Origin of the sequence: Streptomyces sp. JHA26 (assembly GCF_002005565.1) — a bacterium.
GTDB lineage: Bacteria > Actinomycetota > Actinomycetes > Streptomycetales > Streptomycetaceae > Streptomyces.
In genome coordinates, this window is record NZ_BDJC01000003.1 from 43646 (window position 1) to 60106 (window position 16461).

Annotated in this window: 7 protein-coding genes and 1 pseudogene; 6 read left to right on the top strand and 2 right to left on the bottom strand. The window is 75.1% G+C overall.

Annotated features, from left to right (window positions below; all coding sequences use genetic code 11):
* Positions 1 to 27 precede the first annotated feature (27 nt).
* The 4 genes from JHAT_RS02580 to JHAT_RS02595 all read left to right on the top strand — a co-directional run bounded on the left by JHAT_RS02580 (position 28) and on the right by JHAT_RS02595 (position 12900).
* Positions 28 to 6546 (top strand): type I polyketide synthase, encoded by a 6519-nt coding sequence (locus JHAT_RS02580; protein WP_077796377.1) that lies wholly within the window; start codon positions 28 to 30, stop codon positions 6544 to 6546.
* Position 6547: 1 nt separating this feature from the next.
* Positions 6548 to 10567 (top strand): type I polyketide synthase, encoded by a 4020-nt coding sequence (locus tag JHAT_RS02585; protein ID WP_077796378.1) that lies wholly within the window; start codon positions 6548 to 6550, stop codon positions 10565 to 10567.
* Positions 10568 to 10570: 3 nt separating this feature from the next.
* Positions 10571 to 11374, top strand: a complete 804-nt coding sequence (gene dpgD, locus JHAT_RS02590) for an enoyl-CoA-hydratase DpgD (protein ID WP_077796379.1) — start codon at positions 10571 to 10573, stop codon at positions 11372 to 11374.
* A 65-nt stretch (positions 11375 to 11439) separates the two neighbouring features.
* Complete coding sequence (locus JHAT_RS02595) at positions 11440 to 12900, top strand: MFS transporter (RefSeq protein WP_077796380.1); 1461 nt, start codon at positions 11440 to 11442, stop codon at positions 12898 to 12900.
* Here JHAT_RS02595 and JHAT_RS02600 read toward each other — a convergent pair.
* Positions 12857 to 13723 (bottom strand): annotated as a pseudogene (locus tag JHAT_RS02600) (helix-turn-helix transcriptional regulator); the annotation flags it as partial. The gene JHAT_RS02595 and the pseudogene JHAT_RS02600 sit on opposite strands and share 44 nt — an antisense overlap.
* A gap of 363 nt (positions 13724 to 14086) precedes the next feature.
* On the opposite strand from JHAT_RS02600, the gene JHAT_RS02605 reads away from it, so the two are divergent.
* Entirely contained in the window at positions 14087 to 14329 is a 243-nt protein-coding gene (locus JHAT_RS02605; RefSeq protein ID WP_077796491.1) for a DUF5302 domain-containing protein, read from the top strand.
* A 176-nt stretch (positions 14330 to 14505) separates the two neighbouring features.
* Here JHAT_RS02605 and JHAT_RS02610 read toward each other — a convergent pair whose 3' ends face one another.
* Entirely contained in the window at positions 14506 to 15180 is a 675-nt protein-coding gene (locus tag JHAT_RS02610) for a TetR family transcriptional regulator (RefSeq protein ID WP_077796382.1), read from the bottom strand.
* 222 nt (positions 15181 to 15402) lie between these two features.
* Here JHAT_RS02610 and JHAT_RS02615 point away from each other — a divergent pair, with 222 nt between their 5' ends.
* Entirely contained in the window at positions 15403 to 16443 is a 1041-nt protein-coding gene (locus JHAT_RS02615) for a hypothetical protein (RefSeq protein ID WP_077796383.1), read from the top strand.
* Positions 16444 to 16461: the final 18 nt, after the last annotated feature.

Genomic DNA, 16461 nt, shown 5'->3' on the forward strand with positions numbered 1-16461 from the left:
CAGGCTCAAGCAGGCAGGAGCGTACGAGTGACGCACGTCGAAGACATCCGGCCACTTTCCGAAGTGCTGCGCGGCCATGCGCTCGACCGCCCGGACCAGGTCGCGTTCGCCGACGAGGAGCGCGAGGTCACCTACGCGCGGCTCGCCGAGCGCACCGGGCGGCTGGCCGGCCACTTGGCCGGGGCCGGGGTGGAGCGCGGCGACCGGGTCGCGATCCTTCTCGGCAACAGCGTCACGACCGTCGAGGGCTATCTCGCGGTCACCCGCGCCGCGGCCGTGGGCGTACCGGTCAACCCCCGGTCCTCGGACGCCGAACTGGCGCACCAGCTGGACGACAGCGGAGCCCGCTGCGTCATCACCGACGGCGCCCACCTGGAGCAGGTCGAGCGCATGAGGGCGACGCGGGAGGGGATGCTCGTCGTCCTCGCGCACGACGACGCCTCCGGAGGCCGCACCTCCGCGGCAGGCGCCCCCGCTCTCGGCATCCTCGCCTTCGACGAGCTCGCCGAGAGCGAACCGACCCGAGGCCCCCGGGACGACCTCGGCCTCGACGAGCCGGCCTGGATCCTCTACACCTCCGGCACCACCGGGGCGGCCAAGGGCGTGGTCTCCCACCAGCGGGCCTGCCTGTGGTCCGTGCGCCACTCCTACCAGGGCGTCCTCGGCCTGGGCCCCGACGACCGGCTGCTGTGGCCGCTGCCGCTCTTCCACAGCCTCGCGCACATCCTCTGCGTCCTGGGCGTGACCGTCACCGGCGCCACCGCGCGCATCCTCCCCGGCTTCGGCGCCCGCAACGTGCTGGAGGCCCTGCGGGCCGAGCCGTACACCCTGCTGCTGGGCGTCCCAGCCATGTACTTCCAGCTGATCGAGGCGGTGGAGGCGGCCGAGGAGACCGGCCGGACGGTCCCGAAGCCGCGGGTCTGCGTGGTCACCGGCGCGGCGACCGGCGCGGCGCTCGCCTCGGCCGTCGAGCGGGTGCTCGGCGCCCCGCTCGTCGACAGCTACGGCTCCACCGAGACCTGCGGGGCGATCACCATGAGCCGCCCCGGCTCCCCGCGGCCGCCCGGCACCTGCGGGACCGCGGTGCCCGGCACCGACCTGCGCCTGGTCGACCCGCGTACCGGCCTCGACGCGCGGGCCGGCGACGAGGGCGAGGTCCTCGTCAGGAGCCCCGGCCTGATGCTGGGGTACCACGGCCGGCCGGAGGAGACCGCGGCCGCGCTGCGCGACGGCTGGTACCGCACCGGAGACCTGGCCCGGCGGGACGCCGAAGGGCACCTGACGATCACCGGCCGGGTCAAGGAACTCATCATCCGGGCGGGGGAGAACATCCAGCCCGGCGAGATCGAGGACGTCCTGCGCGGCGTCCCCGGCATCGTGGACGCGGCCGTGACGGGCCGCCCCGACGAGGCACTGGGCGAAGTCCCCGTCGCCTACGTGGTGCCCGCCGCCGAGGGCTGGTCGCCCACCGAGGCGCTGGCGGCCTGCCGGGACCGGCTCAGCTACTTCAAGGTTCCGGCGTACCTCTACGAGACCGCCGCCCTGCCGCTCACCGCCTCCGGCAAGGTCAGCCGCCGCAGGCTGCCGCACCTCCCCGCCCGGCTGCGGGGCGTCGGCACCGGCCACCACGACCACCTGTGGCACACCCGATGGGTCCCGTGGCAGCCCGAGGCCGCACCGGCCGGCTCCGACGACGCGTCGTCGTCGGCGGAGGCGGGGGCGACGGCCGGCCCGGCGGCGCGCTGGGCCGTGATCGGAGCCGGGGACCCGGCGTTCACGGAGGCCGTGCGCCGGGCGGGCGGCGTCACCGAACCCTTCCCCGACGTGGCGGCGGCGCGTGCCGCCGGGCCGTTCGACGGCTGCCTGCTGACGGCCGGTCCGCCGGACACGGGCGCGCCGTCCGACGTGCTCGCCGCGCCGCCCGCCCCGGAGACGGACGGACCGCCCGGGGCCCGGACCGTCGTCCTCACCCGGGGCGCCGTGGCCGGCCGCCCCGGCGAGCGGGTGGACCCGGCCGCCGCGGCCGTGCGCGCCCGGTGCCTCGCCCCCGGGGCCGGCCGGACGGTCCTGGTCGACCTGGAGCCGGGGGAGCGGACCGGGGAGGCGCACGTCGCCGCCTGGCGCACGATCCTGGACGCGCCCGCAGGGGAACCGGAGTTCGCCGTCCGCGCCGGGGAGGTCCTCGTGCCGCGGCTGGCCCGCGTCCGGGCGACGGCCGAGCTCGCCGCGGTGCCGCCGCGGCAGGGCGGCACCGCCCTCGTGACGGGAGCGGGCACCCGCCTCGCCCGCCTGCTCGCGGTCCACCTCCTCCTGAACCACGAAGTCCGCGACCTCGCCCTCACCGGTGCCGACCCGGCCGCGGTCCGGTCCCTGGCCGCCGAACTGACCCGGCTCGGCGCCACCGTGACGGTACGCCGCGAACTCCCGGACACGCCCGAGGGCGCCGCCGCCCTGCTCGCCGCCCTCGGCCCGGACCGCCCGCTCGACACGATCGTCCACCCGGTGACCACCCCCGCCGACGCGACGGCCGCGGAGCGGCTGCTCACCCTGACCCGCGACACCGGGCACACCACCCTCACCCTGTGCGGCGCGCTCCTCCACCCCGGCACCCACCCCGCGGACCCCGCCACGACGACGGCCACGGCCTACGCCGCCGCGCTCGCCCACGACGCCCACCACGCCGCCTTCCTGGCCTTCGGCCCGGTCACCGCCGAGGGGGACGCCCCCGACACGACACCACCGGGCCTCGCGGCACTCACCGCCCGGGAGGTGGCCGACGCCTTCGACGCCGCGCGGGCGACGCCGGGCGGCCAGACCCTCGTGATGCGCACCGACCCGTGGACGGCGCGGTCCCCCGGGGCCGCCCGGCTCCGCCGACTGCTCCGCGCGCCCGCCGAGGACGCCGGCCCGGCCGACGGCGACGGGCTGCGGGACCGGCTCGGCGGGCTGCCGCCCAGGGCCCGCGAGCGGGCGCTGACCGAACTCGTGCGGGACGAGGCGGCACGGGTGCTCGGACTCGACGAGCCGGGACGGATCGACACCGGCTGCGCCTTCACCCACCTCGGGCTCACCTCGCTCACCGCCGTCGCCCTGCGCGACCGGCTGGCCGCGCGGACCGGGCTGCGCCTGCCCGTGACGATCGCCTTCGACCACCCGACCCCCGCGGCACTGGCCGCGGCCCTGGAACGCAGGCTGTTCGGCCGCCGGCCGGACGCCGCCGCCGCACGGCGCCCCGCACGTGCCGCCGACGACCCCGGTCACGCCCACGACCCCGTCGTCGTCGTGGGCATGGGCTGCCGCTACCCCGGCGGCGTCGCCTCCCCGGAGGACCTGTGGCGGCTCGTCGCCGAGGGCCGCGACGCCGTCGGCGCGTTCCCCACCGACCGCGGCTGGGACCTGGAACGGCTGCTGCGCGGCGACGGCACGGAGCCCGGCACCTCGGCCACCGCATCCGGCGGATTCCTCGACGCGCCGGGCGACTTCGACGCCGCGTTCTTCGGCATCAGCCCGCGCGAGGCCCTCGCCATGGACCCGCAGCAGCGACTGCTCCTGGAGGTCGGCTGGGAGGCCGTGGAACGCGCCGGCATCGACCCGACCACCCTGCGGCAGACGGACACCGGCGTGTACGTCGGGCTGATGTTCCACGACTACGCCAAGAACCCCGGCCCCCTGCCCGAGGACCTGGAACGGCTCCTCGGCACCGGCACCGCCGGCAGCGTCGCCTCCGGGCGCCTCGCCTACACCCTGGGCCTCAACGGCCCGGCCCTCACGGTCGACACCGCCTGTTCCTCCTCGCTCGTCGCCCTCCACCTCGCCTCGCAGGCCCTGCGCCGCGGCGAGTGCTCCCTCGCCCTGGCCGGCGGCGTCGCCGTCATGGCGACCCCCGGCACCTTCGTGGAGTTCAGCCGCCAGCACGGCCTCGCCCCCGACGGCCGGTGCAAGGCCTTCGCCGCGGGCGCCGACGGCACCGGCTGGTCCGAGGGCGTCGGCGTCGTCGTCCTGGAACGCCTCTCCGACGCACGCCGCAACAACCACCCCGTGCTCGCCGTGATCCGGGGCAGCGCGGTCAACCAGGACGGTGCCAGCAACGGCCTGACCGCGCCCAGCGGACCGGCCCAGCAGCAGGTCGTCCGCCGGGCCCTGGCCGACGCGGGCCTCACGCCCGCCGACGTCGACGCCGTCGAGGCGCACGGCACGGGAACCGTCCTCGGCGACCCCATCGAGGCCAACGCGCTCCTCGCCACCTACGGCCAGGACCGAGACCCGCGACGCCCGCTGCTGCTCGGCTCGTTCAAGTCCAACATCGGCCACGCCCAGGCCGCGGCCGGGGTCGGCGCCGTCATCAAGACGGTGCAGGCGATCCGGCACGGCGAACTGCCCCGCACCCTGCACGTCGACCGGCCCACCCCGGCCGTGGACTGGTCCTCCGGGGCGATGCGCCTGCTCCGGGAGCACACCGCCTGGCCCGAGACCACGGGCCGCCGCCGGGCCGCCGTGTCCTCCTTCGGCGTCAGCGGCACGAACGCCCACCTCATCCTGGAACAGGCCCCCGACCCCCTGCCCGCCGCCCGGCCGGCCGAACTCCCCGACACCGTGCCGGTCGTGCTGTCGGCCCGCACCGGTCCGGCCCTGCGCCGCCGGGCCGAACTCCTGCTGGACCGGGTGCGCGCGGACCGGGAGCTCGACGTCCCCGACCTCGCGGCCGCCCTCGCCACCACCCGCACCGCCTTCCCGCGACGCACCGCCTTCGTCGTGGACGGCGCCGCGGAACTGGAACACCGACTGGCGGCCGTCGCCGACGGCCGGGACACGGGCGTCGTCACCGACGAGGCGCCCGGGGAACCGTCCCTGGCCATCGGGTTCACCGGCCAGGGCAGCCAACGCCCCGGAATGGGAAGGGAACTGTACGCCGCCTACCCCGCCTTCGCCCGGGCGTTCGACGCGGTCTGCGCCGCCCTCGACCCGCACCTCGACCGTCCGCTGCGCGACGTCGTGTGGGCCCCCGAGGGGACGCGGCAGGCCGCGCTCCTGGACCGCACCGACTTCACCCAGGCCGCGCTGTTCGCCCTGGAGAGCGCCCTCTTCCGGCTGGTCGAGTCCTGGGGCGTCGTTCCCGACCTCGTCCTGGGGCACTCCGTCGGCGCGCTGACCGCCGCACACGCGGCCGGGGTGCTGTCCCTGGAGGACGCCGCCTCGCTCGTCGCGGCCCGCGGCCGCCTGATGGCCGCACTGCCGGCCGGCGGCGCCATGACCGCGATCGAGGCGACCGAGGACGAGGTCCGGGCCGTGCTCGCGACCACGTCCCGGCCTCCGGCCGTCGCCGCGGTGAACGGCCCCCGCTCGGTCGTGGTGTCCGGCGACGAGGGGGCGGTACGGGCCGTCGCCGAGGCGTTCCGGACGCAGAAGCGCCGGGTGACCGCGCTGCGGGTCAGCCACGCCTTCCACTCGCCACTCATGGACCCCGTACTGGAGGAGTTCGCGGCGGCGGCGCGGAAGCTGACCTACCGGCCGCCCCTCCTCCCGATGGTCTCCGACCTCACCGGCCGGCTCGCCGAGACGGACCACCTCCGCTCGCCCGACTACTGGGTCCGCCACGCCCGCGAGACCGTCCGCTTCGCGGACGCCGTACGCGCCCTGCCCGGCGAGGGGATCACGGCCTTCCTCGAACTCGGCCCCGACCGCCAGCTCACCACCATGGCGGGCGACTGCGTGTCCGGCTCGGGAATCGCCCTGTGCGGAGGGCTGCGCCGCGGACGGTCCGAGGTGCGCTCGCTCCTCGAAGCGGTGGCCCTGGCCCATGCGCGCGGCATCCCCGTCGACTGGCCGGAGCTCTTCGCCGGACGCCCCGCACACCCGGTCGACCTGCCCGTCTACCCCTTCGAGCACCGGCGGTACTGGCTCGCCTCCGGAACGGCGGACGCCACGGTTCCCGCGCCGGCGGCGATGCCCGCACCCGCGTCCCCGCCGGACGAGCCCCCGCCCGCGGAACGGCTCCGCGCCGACCTGGCACGCCTCTCCGAGGAACTGCGGGAACGGACGCTGACCGACCTCGTCCGAACGGAAGTCGCCGGCGTCGCCGGCTTCGACGGCCCGCACGAGGTCGAGGCCCACCGCAGCATGACCGACCTCGGACTCGACTCCGTCTCCGCCGTGGACCTGAGCGAGCGGCTCGGCGCGCGGACCGGGCTCGCCCTGCCCACCTCCCTGGCCTTCGACCACCCCACGTCGACGGCCATCGCCCGCCACCTGCTCGACGAGCTCCACGTCACGGGCCTCGCCCGGGAAGACGGGAGGACCGGGGCACCGCAGGGGACGGTCTTCGGCGAACTGGCCAGGCTGGAGGCGTCCGTCGAACGGGACCGCCCCGACGCCGCCGCACGCGACCGGCTCGCCGAAAGACTGCGCACCCTGGCCGCGCGGCTGGCCGACGGCTCACCGGAGTACTCCGAAAACGCGCAGGGGACCTCGCTCGGCGACCGGATCGCCGGGGCCACGACGGTCGACCAGCTCTTCGACCTCATCGACGACGAACTGAAGGGACCGTGACGTGACGGGCACCGAGGAGAAGCTGGTCGACTACCTCAAGAAGGTCACCGCCGAGTTGCACGAGACCCGTCGGCACCTGCGCAGCGCCACGGCCGCGAGCCGTGAGCCGATCGCCGTCGTGGGCATGGCCTGCCGCTACCCCGGCGGCGTGCGTTCGCCCGAGGACCTGTGGCGGCTCGTCCTGGAGGAGCGGGACGCCATCTCCGGATTCCCCACGAACCGGGGCTGGGACGTCGACGGCATCTACGACCCCGATCCCGACCGGCCCGGCACGTGCAACGCCCGCGCGGGGGGATTCCTGTACGACGCCGCCCTGTTCGACGCGGAGTTCTTCGGGGTCTCGCCCCGCGAGGCACAGGCGATGGACCCCCAGCAGCGACTGCTCCTGGAGACCGCCTGGGAGGCGTTCGAGCGCGCCGGCATCGACCCGACCGCGCTGCGCGGCAGCGACACGGGCGTGTTCACCGGTGTCGTCCACCACGACTACGCGACCGGACAGGTGCCGGACGCCCTGGAGCCCTACCTCGTCACCGGCCTGTCCGGGGGCGTGGCCTCGGGCCGCATCGCCTACACGTTCGGCCTCGAGGGCCCGGCGGTGACGGTGGACACGGCGTGCTCGTCGTCGCTGGTCGCCCTGCACCAGGCGGCGCACGCGCTGCGCTCCGGGGAGTGCGGCCTCGCGCTGGCCGGCGGAGTGACGATCATGGCGACACCGCGCGCCTTCCTCTCCTTCAGCCGGCAGCGGGGCCTGTCGCCCGACGGACGATGCCGGGCCTTCGGGGCCGGGGCCGACGGCACCGGCTGGGCCGAGGGCGCGGGGATGCTGCTCGTCGAGCGGCTGTCGGACGCCCGGCGCAACGGCCACCCGGTGCTCGCGGTCCTGCGCGGGTCGGCGGTGAACCAGGACGGTGCCTCCAACGGACTCTCGGCCCCCAACGGCCCCTCCCAGCAGCGGGTGATCCGCAAGGCCCTGGCCCACGCGGGCCTCACGGCGCGGGACGTCGACGTCGTCGAGGGACACGGCACCGGCACGAAGCTCGGCGACCCGATCGAGGCCCAGGCGCTCCTCGCCACGTACGGCCGGGAACGCGACGCCGACCACCCCCTCTACCTGGGGTCCATGAAGTCGAACGTGGGACACACGCAGGCCGCGGCCGGGGTCGGCGGCGTCATCAAGATGATCGAGGCCATGCGGCACGGGGTCCTGCCCAGGACCCTGCACGCGGACGAGGCGACACCGCACGTCGACTGGTCGGCGGGAGCGGTGGAACTGCTGACGAGCCGGCGCGCCTGGCCCGAGACGGGCCGGCCGCGCCGGGCGGCGGTGTCCTCGTTCGGGATCAGCGGCACGAACGCCCACGTGATCCTGGAGGCCCCGCCCGGGGAACCCGGGCGGGAGAACGCCGCCGGCCCCGCCCGCGACGGCTCGCGGGACGCCGGACCGTCCCTGGTGCCCTGGCCGCTCTCCGGGCACGACGCCGCGGCGCTGCGGGACCAGGTCACGCGGCTGCGGACGCACGCCGAGGAGACGCGGGCCGACCCGGTGGACGTGAGCTTCACGCTCGCCCGGCGCGCGGTCTTCCGGCACCGGGCGGTCCTCCTGCGGGACGGCACCGGCACCCGCGAGATCAGCGGCACCGCCCGGCCGGGCGGCACCGTGCTGCTGTTCCCCGGCCAGGGCAGCCAACGCCCCGGCATGGGACGGGAACTGTACGAGGCCCACTCCGTCTTCGCGGAGTCGTTCGACGCCGTCGCCGAGCACACCGGGCTGCCCCTGAAGGACGTCGTCTTCGGGGAGGCGCGGGACGGGCTCCTCGACCAAACACGCTACGCACAGGTGGCCCTGTTCGCGGTCGAGGTGTCCCTGTACCGGTTGGTGCGCGCCCTGGGCGTCGAGGTCCACACCGTGGTGGGCCACTCCGTGGGCGAGGTCGCCGCGGCCCACGCGGCGGGCGTGCTGTCCCTCGAGGACGCCTGCCGCATGGTGGAGGCACGGGGCCGGCTGATGCAGGCGCTGCCGCCGGGCGGTGCCATGGCGGCGGTGGAGGTCTCCGAGGCCGAGGCCGCGGCGTCCCTGGCCGGCCTGGAGGACCGGGTGGCACTGGCCGCGGTCAACGGTCCCACGTCCGTGGTGTTCTCCGGCGAGGAGGCCGCGGTCCGGGAACTGGTGGACGTCTGGCGCGGACGGGGGCGGCGCACCCACCGGCTGACGGTCAGCCACGCCTTCCACTCACCGCTGATGGACCCGATGCTGGAGGAGTTCCGGGACGTCGTCGCAGGACTGGAGCTCCGCGAACCCGCGCTGGCCGGACTGCCCGCCGAGGTCGTGGACCCCGAGTACTGGGTACGGCACGTGCGCCGCCCGGTACGCTTCGCCGACGCGGTGGCACGGGCCCGGGACGCCGGCGCCGTACGCTGGCTGGAGGTGGGCCCGGGCGGTGTCCTGACCGCCCTGGCGCAGCGGATCGTGCCCGACGCCGAGGACCAGGTCTTCGCCCCGGCCCTGCGCGCCGACCGCCCGGAGACCGAATCGTTCCTCGCCGCCCTGGCCCGGGTGCACGTCGACGGGGGCACGGTCGACTGGAGCCGGCTGTCGGACGGGCACGGCACACTGGTGGACCTCCCCACGTACCCCTTCCAGTACCGGCCCTACTGGGTCGAGGACCAGCCCCGGCCGGCCACCGCACCCGGCACGCCGCCCGCGGCCCCCTCCCTCGACCCCGCGGGCGACGGGGCCACCGTGAGCGGAGCGGGCGGAGCGGGCGGAGCGGGCGGGACGGGCGGCGCCGGCGGGTCCCTCGCCGGTCTGACCGGGGCCGAGCGGCTGGCCGCCGTGACCGACCTCGTACGGATCGAGGCCTCGCGGACCCTCGGTCACACGGGTGCGCCGCTCCCCGCGGACCGCACCCGCCGCGAGCTGGGCTTCGACTCCCTCACCGCGATCGAACTGCGCAACCGGCTCGTCCGCACGCTCGGCCTCCGCCTGCCCGTCACGCTCGTCCTCGACCACGAGGACCTGGCCTCGATCGCGGCCTTCGTCGACGCCCGCCTGGAGGACGCCTCCTCCGGGCGGCCCGCCGATGACGACCGGTCCGGCGAGGGCGGCGACGCGGGCCTGCTGACGGAACTGTTCCGGGACGCGGCCGCCGCCGGGCGCATCGACGACGCCGTGGCTCTCGCCGAGACCGCCGCACGGATGCGGAGGACCTTCACCGACCCCGCGGACCCGGCCGTCCGGCGCGCCCCGGTCTGGTTCGGCCGCACGTCGGCCCGTCCGACCGTGGTGTGCCTGCCCTCCTTCAGCGCGATCGCCGGCCCGCACGTCTACGTCCGCTTCGCGGACGGCTTCAGCGACGCGTGGCGGGCGGCGGCCCTCGTCCACCCGGGTTTCCTCCCGGGCGAACCGCTGCCGGACTCGGTGGAGGTCCTGGCGGAGATGCACGCCCGGACGATCACCGAGACGGTGGGGGAGGCCCCGCTGCTGCTCGTCGGCCGGTCCGCGGGCGGCTGGCTGGCCCACGAGGTGGCGGCCGCCCTGGAGCGCGGGGGCAGGACGCCCGACGGCGTCGCGCTGCTGGACACCCCGGCGAGCGGGGACGACCCGCGCGGGTACGCGTTGATGGTCGGCGGGATGCTGGAACGCGACAGCCGGCTCGTGTCGATCGACGACCACCGGCTGACCGCGATGGGAGCCTACCGGCGACTCTTCAGGGACTGGAAGCCCGAACCGATCACCGCCCCCACCCTGTTGGTGCACGCCGCGACACCGTACGGGAGCGACGGGGCGCGGATCGCCTCCTGGCACCTCCCGCACGAGACCGCCGAGGTGCCCGGCGACCACTTCACGATGCTGGAGGAACACTCGGTGACGACCGCCGAAGCGGTGGAGCGGTGGTCACGGTCACTGCTCCGACCCGGCGGGGACGGCCGCGGAACCGGGCCCGGTCCTGCGCACACGTCACCGTCCCCCGCCCACCGGTCCGCCCCGCAGGCCGGACCCGTACGCGACGGACAAGGATGACGGATGCTCGACGCCCTGCACTGCGTCCGCTACGAGAAGCACGACCACGTTGCCCGCATCACCCTGGACCGTCCGCAGGCACTGAACGCCATGAACCTGCGGATGCACACCGAACTGGCGGAGGTCTGGGACGACTTCGAGGCGGACGACGACATCCGGGTGGGGGTCCTCTCCGGCGCCGGCGAACGGGCCTTCTCCGTCGGCCAGGACCTCAAGGAACTGGTCCACCGGATCGACGAGGGCACCGCCACCTCCACGTTCGGCAGCCGCGACCAACCGGGCTGGCCCCGACTGACCGAGCGTTTCTCGATGTCCAAACCGCTGATAGCCCGCGTGAACGGGTACGCCCTGGGCGGCGGTTTCGAGCTGGCCCTGGCCTGCGACATCGTGATCGCCGCGGAGCACGCCGAGTTCGGGCTGACCGAGGCGAGGCTCGGACTCGTCGCGGGCGCCGGAGGGGTGTTCCGGCTTTCCCGGCAGGCCCCCTTCCGCATCGCCATGGGGCACCTGCTGACCGGCCGCCGCATGACCGCGGCCCGCGCCCACGAACTGGGCCTGGTCAACGAGGTGGTGCCGGCCGACACGCTGGACGACTGTCTGGAGGGCTGGCTGGAGGACGTCCTGAGCTGCGCACCGTTGTCCCTGCGCGCCGTCAAGGAGGCCGCGACGGTCTCGGCCACCCTGCCGCTGGACCGCGCGTTCGCCACCCGGTACGCGTGGGAGGAGCGGCGGATGCGCAGCCGGGACGCGGTGGAAGGCCCACGTGCCTTCGTCGAGAAGCGCCCCCCGAAGTGGACCGGAACCTGACCCCGGAACCGAGCCGAGCGGTACGAGCGCCGGCGCGTCCCCCGTCCGACGAAAGGTCCCCTCCCATGTCCCTCGACTCCCTGCCCGGTTCCGAACGGGCCCCCGCACCGCGGCTGAGCGTCCAGGAGTTCATCGACTCGACCCCGATGGGACCGCGGCAGCGGCTCGTCGCGCTGCTGGGCCTGGTGATCATGGTCGCCGAAGGCCTCGACACCACCATGGCGAGCTTCGTCTACCCGCACGTCATGCGCGAGTGGGGCACACCGATGAGCGCGGTGACCACCACCGTGACCGCCGGCGTGCTGAGCATGGCGGCCGGCGGTGCGGTGGCGGGACCGCTGGCCGACCGGTACGGGCGCAAGGGCACGGCCGTCACCGGGATCGTGGTGTTCGGAACGGCCACGGCGGCGATGTCGCTCGCCACGACCATCGAGCTCTTCGCCGTACTGCGCGTCGTGGCGTGCGCGGGACTCGGCGGCGTGGCCCCGGTCGTCATGGCGATCGTCGCCGACTCGACGCCGGTCACGCGCCGCGCGCCCGTGGTGGCCCTCGCCTTCTCGGGCATCGCGGCGGGCACGGTCGCGGGAGGGTTCCTCGCCTCGACACTCCTGCCGGACGTCGGCTGGCCCGCGGTGCTCGCGCTCTGCGGTCTCGCCCCCCTCCTGCTCGTCCCCCTCGTCATGGCCTACGTCCCGGAGTCGGTGAACGTCCTGCTCGCCCGGGGACGACCGACCGAGCGGATCCGGGAGAGCCTCGCCCTGCTGGCACCGGGCCGGGACACCTCCCACGTCGACCTGACCCGTGCCCGGGACGACGAGAAGCAACCGGTGCGGAAGATCGGCGCGATCCTGCTGTCCCGCTCCTTCGCGCCGACCACGCTCCTCATCTGGCTGTGCTACTTCGTCCTGCTGGGAGCGGTCTTCCTCCTCCTCAACTACCTGCCGCTCATGGCGGAGCGAGCCGGGCTGACGGCGTCCCGCACCGGAGCCGTCGTCGGACTGTTCGGCGCCGGCACCCTGTGCGGACAGCTCCTGGCGTCCCTCGGCCTCAGGCGGCACGACCGCTTCCGCTTCCTCGCGCTGGTGTCGGGCCTCAGCGCCCTCGCGGTCTGCGCCACCGCGGCCGTGGGCACGGGCCACACCGGGATGTTCGTCCTGATCTTCGTGCTCGGCACGTGCCTCGGCGGCGCCCTGGGCGCGCTGCAGGCCGTCGGAGCCCTGGCCTACCCGCCGACCCTGCGCGCCACGGGCATGGGGTGGATGAGCGGCGTCGGCCGCATCGGCACGCTCGTCAGCGGCCTGCTCGGCGGCGTCATGATCGGCGCCGGATGGAGCATCTCGCGCATCCTGCTCCTCCTGTGCGCACCCCTGGCACTCACCAGCACGGCAGCGCTGCTCCTGCGCACCCAGGCCCCTCCGGCGGCCACCGGCCCCACCGCCACACCCTCGGACGGACGGAGCGGCCGGGGACCGCGCTCTGCGGTCACGTGTCCGTTCCGGTGCCCGTCAGCGCATGGACGCCGATGACCTCCAGCAGCCGCAGCCGCTCGGCGGTCTCGCTGCCCTCCGCCGCGCTGAAGGCCATGATCCGCAGATCGGTGCCGAGCGCCGCGAGGAAGTCGCAGTCGAGGGTGAGCTCACCGACGCTCGCGTGCCGGACCGTCTTGGTCAGGGACTCGTGCACACCCACCACGCCGGAATCCCACAGCGCCGCGAAGTCACCGCTCCGGGTACGGAGCCCCTCGACCAGCGCGGCCAGTCCGGCGTCCTTCGGATAGCGGGCCGACGCCGCCCGCAGGTCGGACACGAAGGCCGCGTGGTGACCCGTCCTCCGGCTCACCGCCCGGGGGTATCCGGCGGGCGGTGCGACGAAGGACCACCACACCGCGTTCCTCCCGAAGCCGCGTGACGGTGGCGGGTCACCGAACAGTGCCGCCCACAGCGGGTTCCACGTGATGAGGTTCCAGGCGGCGTCGTACACACTCAGCGGTGTGCCGGTCAGCCGGTCGAGCAGACGCTGGACACCTGCCGGTACGTGATCGGAGATCTGCCCGGCGCTCGGCACCGCCTGCCCGGCGAGCACGAAGAGGTGCTCACGCTCCGCCGCCGTCAGCCGCAACGCCCGGGCCAACGCGGACAGCACGTGCGGGGAAGGACGCGTCGACCTGCCCTGCTCGAGCCGCACGACGTAGTCGACGGACAAGCCGGCGAGCTGGGCGAGCTCCTCACGCCGCAGGCCGGGCGCGCGCCGGCCCCCGCCCTCCGGCAGGCCGACCTCGGCCGGTTTCGTGCGATCCCGCCAGGCGTGCAGCGCCCTGCCGAGATCCGGTCGGCGGCCTGAGCCCCGGGGACGCGGTCCGGCCCCCGGGCACGCGCACGAGCACGGGCTCCGGCTGCTGGGCGTTCTTCGCGGCCGGCGTGTCGCGCGCGGCATGCCTCCTTGCGGACCGCTGAGAGCCTTGACAACTCCCACAGCTCATCCGGTACCGGCCGCTCGACCACCAGCCGCTCGACGGTCCCCGCACCGGCGGACTGCCGACCGGACCGCACGAGATGACCCGTAAGCCCGTTCCGGCCCCCTCTGTGCGCAGCGAACGCCCTCGGCCGCGAGAGGGGGACCCGGTGAGACGGGACAGGATGATGCCGTCGACGCCCCGTACCCCGCCCGTCATGACAAGCTGTGCTGGCCCACCCCCGAACCCAGGAGGTCACCATGACTGAAGAGCCCGTCATCGCGGAAGGTTCGGAGCCGGCCGTCCCCGAGACGTCCCCCCTGTCGCCGGACGGCGACGGCGACTACGACCTCAAGCGCAAGTTCCGTGAAGCCCTGGCGCGCAAGCGGGGTGCGCAGGCGGACGCGGCCGACGTCGCCGCCAACCCGAACGCGTCCAAGGTGCGTGCGGCGCACGGCCCGGCTGCGAGCCAGCGGTCGTTCCGGCGTAAGAGCGGCGGCTGAGTCGATCAGCCCCGCGGTCCGGTCGCCTCGCCGGCGCTCCGCGCGCCGTCCCTCCGCGCGCCCGGTGCCGTGGCCCGCAACGTGCGCGTGTCCATGGGCGCGTTGCGGGCGAGGCGCAGCCGGCGGTCTCGCCCGCGGGAGGGCCCGACGGTCGTACGCGCCGGGCGGTCGCCGGTTCAGTCCTCCACGATCGCCTGAAGGGCGCGGCCGTAGTAGCGGGCCACCGTGTCGGTGTCGGCCGAGGCGAGGGGGTCGAGAAGCGCGACGTAACGCATCATGGCGAGCCCGATGAGCTGCGTGGCGATCATGCTCGTCCGCAGTGCCGCGTCCCCGCCCGTGATCACCCCGCCGAGCGCGCGCGCCAGGATCCCGGTCGCGGTCTCACGGAGCCGGGCGGCGGCGGCACGGTGAATGGCGGCCGAGCGCACCATGGTCATGAGCGCCGGACGTGACGACACGTCGTCCCACACCGACAGGTGGGCGCGCACCATGCGCTCCCCGATCCCGTCCAGTCCGCCTCGCGTCGCGGCGGTGATGGCTTCCTCGAGCTTGCCCGGCAGTTCCAGCGCCTGGAGGAACAGGCTCTCTTTCGTGCCGTAGAAGTGGTGCACCAGCGACTGGTCCACCCCCGCCGCCTCCGCGATGCGGCGCAGACTGGTCGCGTCGAAACCGCGCTCGGCGAAGCAGATCCGTGCGGCGCTGAGGATCGCCTCCCGCGTACGGGTCTCTCCGGGCCGCCGGCCCCCGGCGTGCTTCCCCGCGGGGTCGGTCGCCGCCGTCGTCCCCGTGGTGACCCCGGCCTGCTCGCGGCCGGAACCAGCCACCTCACGCACATCGCTGACGCTCTCCATGCCCCCATCATGCCCGCTCCGAGCGCCGTGGCCAGTAACTCATCAGGTGATGAACTCATCGCTTGATGAGTTATATAGTGAAGTCGTCGGCGCCGCCGAGCGTGGCCGGCCGTCGGCGTCCCGTCCGCGTGCCCCGGCCCACGGGCCGAGTCGGACACCCGCGCACTTCGTCCGCCGTTCCGCCCCTCTGCCGGGGCGGAGCACCTCAACGGAACGGTTGCCATGTCTGCCAACATCGACGCCTCGACCACCTCACAGCCGAGTGGCGACACCGCGCACGCCGTGCCGCCCGGCGGCCGGGGGCTCGTGGCGAAACTCGCCGCCATCGTCGTCGGCCTGACCGCCGCGATCACCCTCATGCTGTGCGCCTTCGGCCTGCCGTCCGCCGCAGGCGGCCCCCACCACGCTCCGCTCGGCGTCACGGGCCCGGAGTCCGCGGTGGCCGCCGTGCAGAAGCAACTCCCCGGCGACGCCTGGGAGGTCACCGTGTACGACACCTCCCGTGACCTGACCCGTGCCATCGAGGAGCGCGACGCCGTGGGCGGCCTCGCCTTCGGCGACGACGGCGTCACCGTCTACACCGCGACGGCGGGCGGTCAGATGATCAGCAACGCGATCAGCGGACTCGGCACCGCACTCGCCGATCAACGGCACGTCTCCGCGACCGTCCACGACGTGGTGCCCTTCCCGAAGGACGACCCGCGGGGCACCGGACTCGCCTCCGCCGCGCTGCCGATGGTCTTCGGCGGGATACTGCCCGCCATCGCCCTGCTCCAGCTCTTCCCCGGCCACGCACATCTGCGGACCCGCCTCGCCGGGGTCGTCGCCTTCGCTCTGGCCGGCGGCGCCGCGGTGACCGCCGTCCTCCAGTTCGGTATCGGCACCCTCGACGGCAACTACTGGGTCACCTCCCTCGGTCTCGGCCTGGGCATGGCCGCACTCGCCATCCCGTTCCTCGGGCTGCAGTCGCTGCTCGGATACCCCGGGTTCGGTGCGGGCTCCGTCGTGATGATGTTCCTCGGCAACCCGCTCTCCGGCCTCACCACCGGCCCCTACTGGCTGCCCGACGGCTGGTCCACGCTCGGCCGGCTCCTGCCGCCCGGCGCCTCGGGCAACCTGCTGCGCGCCAACGCCTTCTACGACGGAACCGGCGCGGGCGGCCCGGCACTCGTCCTGGGCGTGTGGGTCCTCGCCGGTCTCGCCCTCATACTCGCCGCGGACCGTCGTCGCAACAGGAAGCCCGGCGACGCTCCGGCGGCGTGAGGGGAGCGCGCCTCCGGG

Coding starts and splice junctions, on each gene's coding strand:
- dpgD (WP_077796379.1), top strand. CDS start 10,571: ATGCTCGACGCCCTGCACTGCGTCCGCTACGAGAAGCACGACCACGTT.
- JHAT_RS02595 (WP_077796380.1), top strand. CDS start 11,440: ATGTCCCTCGACTCCCTGCCCGGTTCCGAACGGGCCCCCGCACCGCGG.
- JHAT_RS02605 (WP_077796491.1), top strand. CDS start 14,087: ATGACTGAAGAGCCCGTCATCGCGGAAGGTTCGGAGCCGGCCGTCCCC.
- JHAT_RS02610 (WP_077796382.1), bottom strand. CDS start 15,180: ATGGAGAGCGTCAGCGATGTGCGTGAGGTGGCTGGTTCCGGCCGCGAG.
- JHAT_RS02615 (WP_077796383.1), top strand. CDS start 15,403: ATGTCTGCCAACATCGACGCCTCGACCACCTCACAGCCGAGTGGCGAC.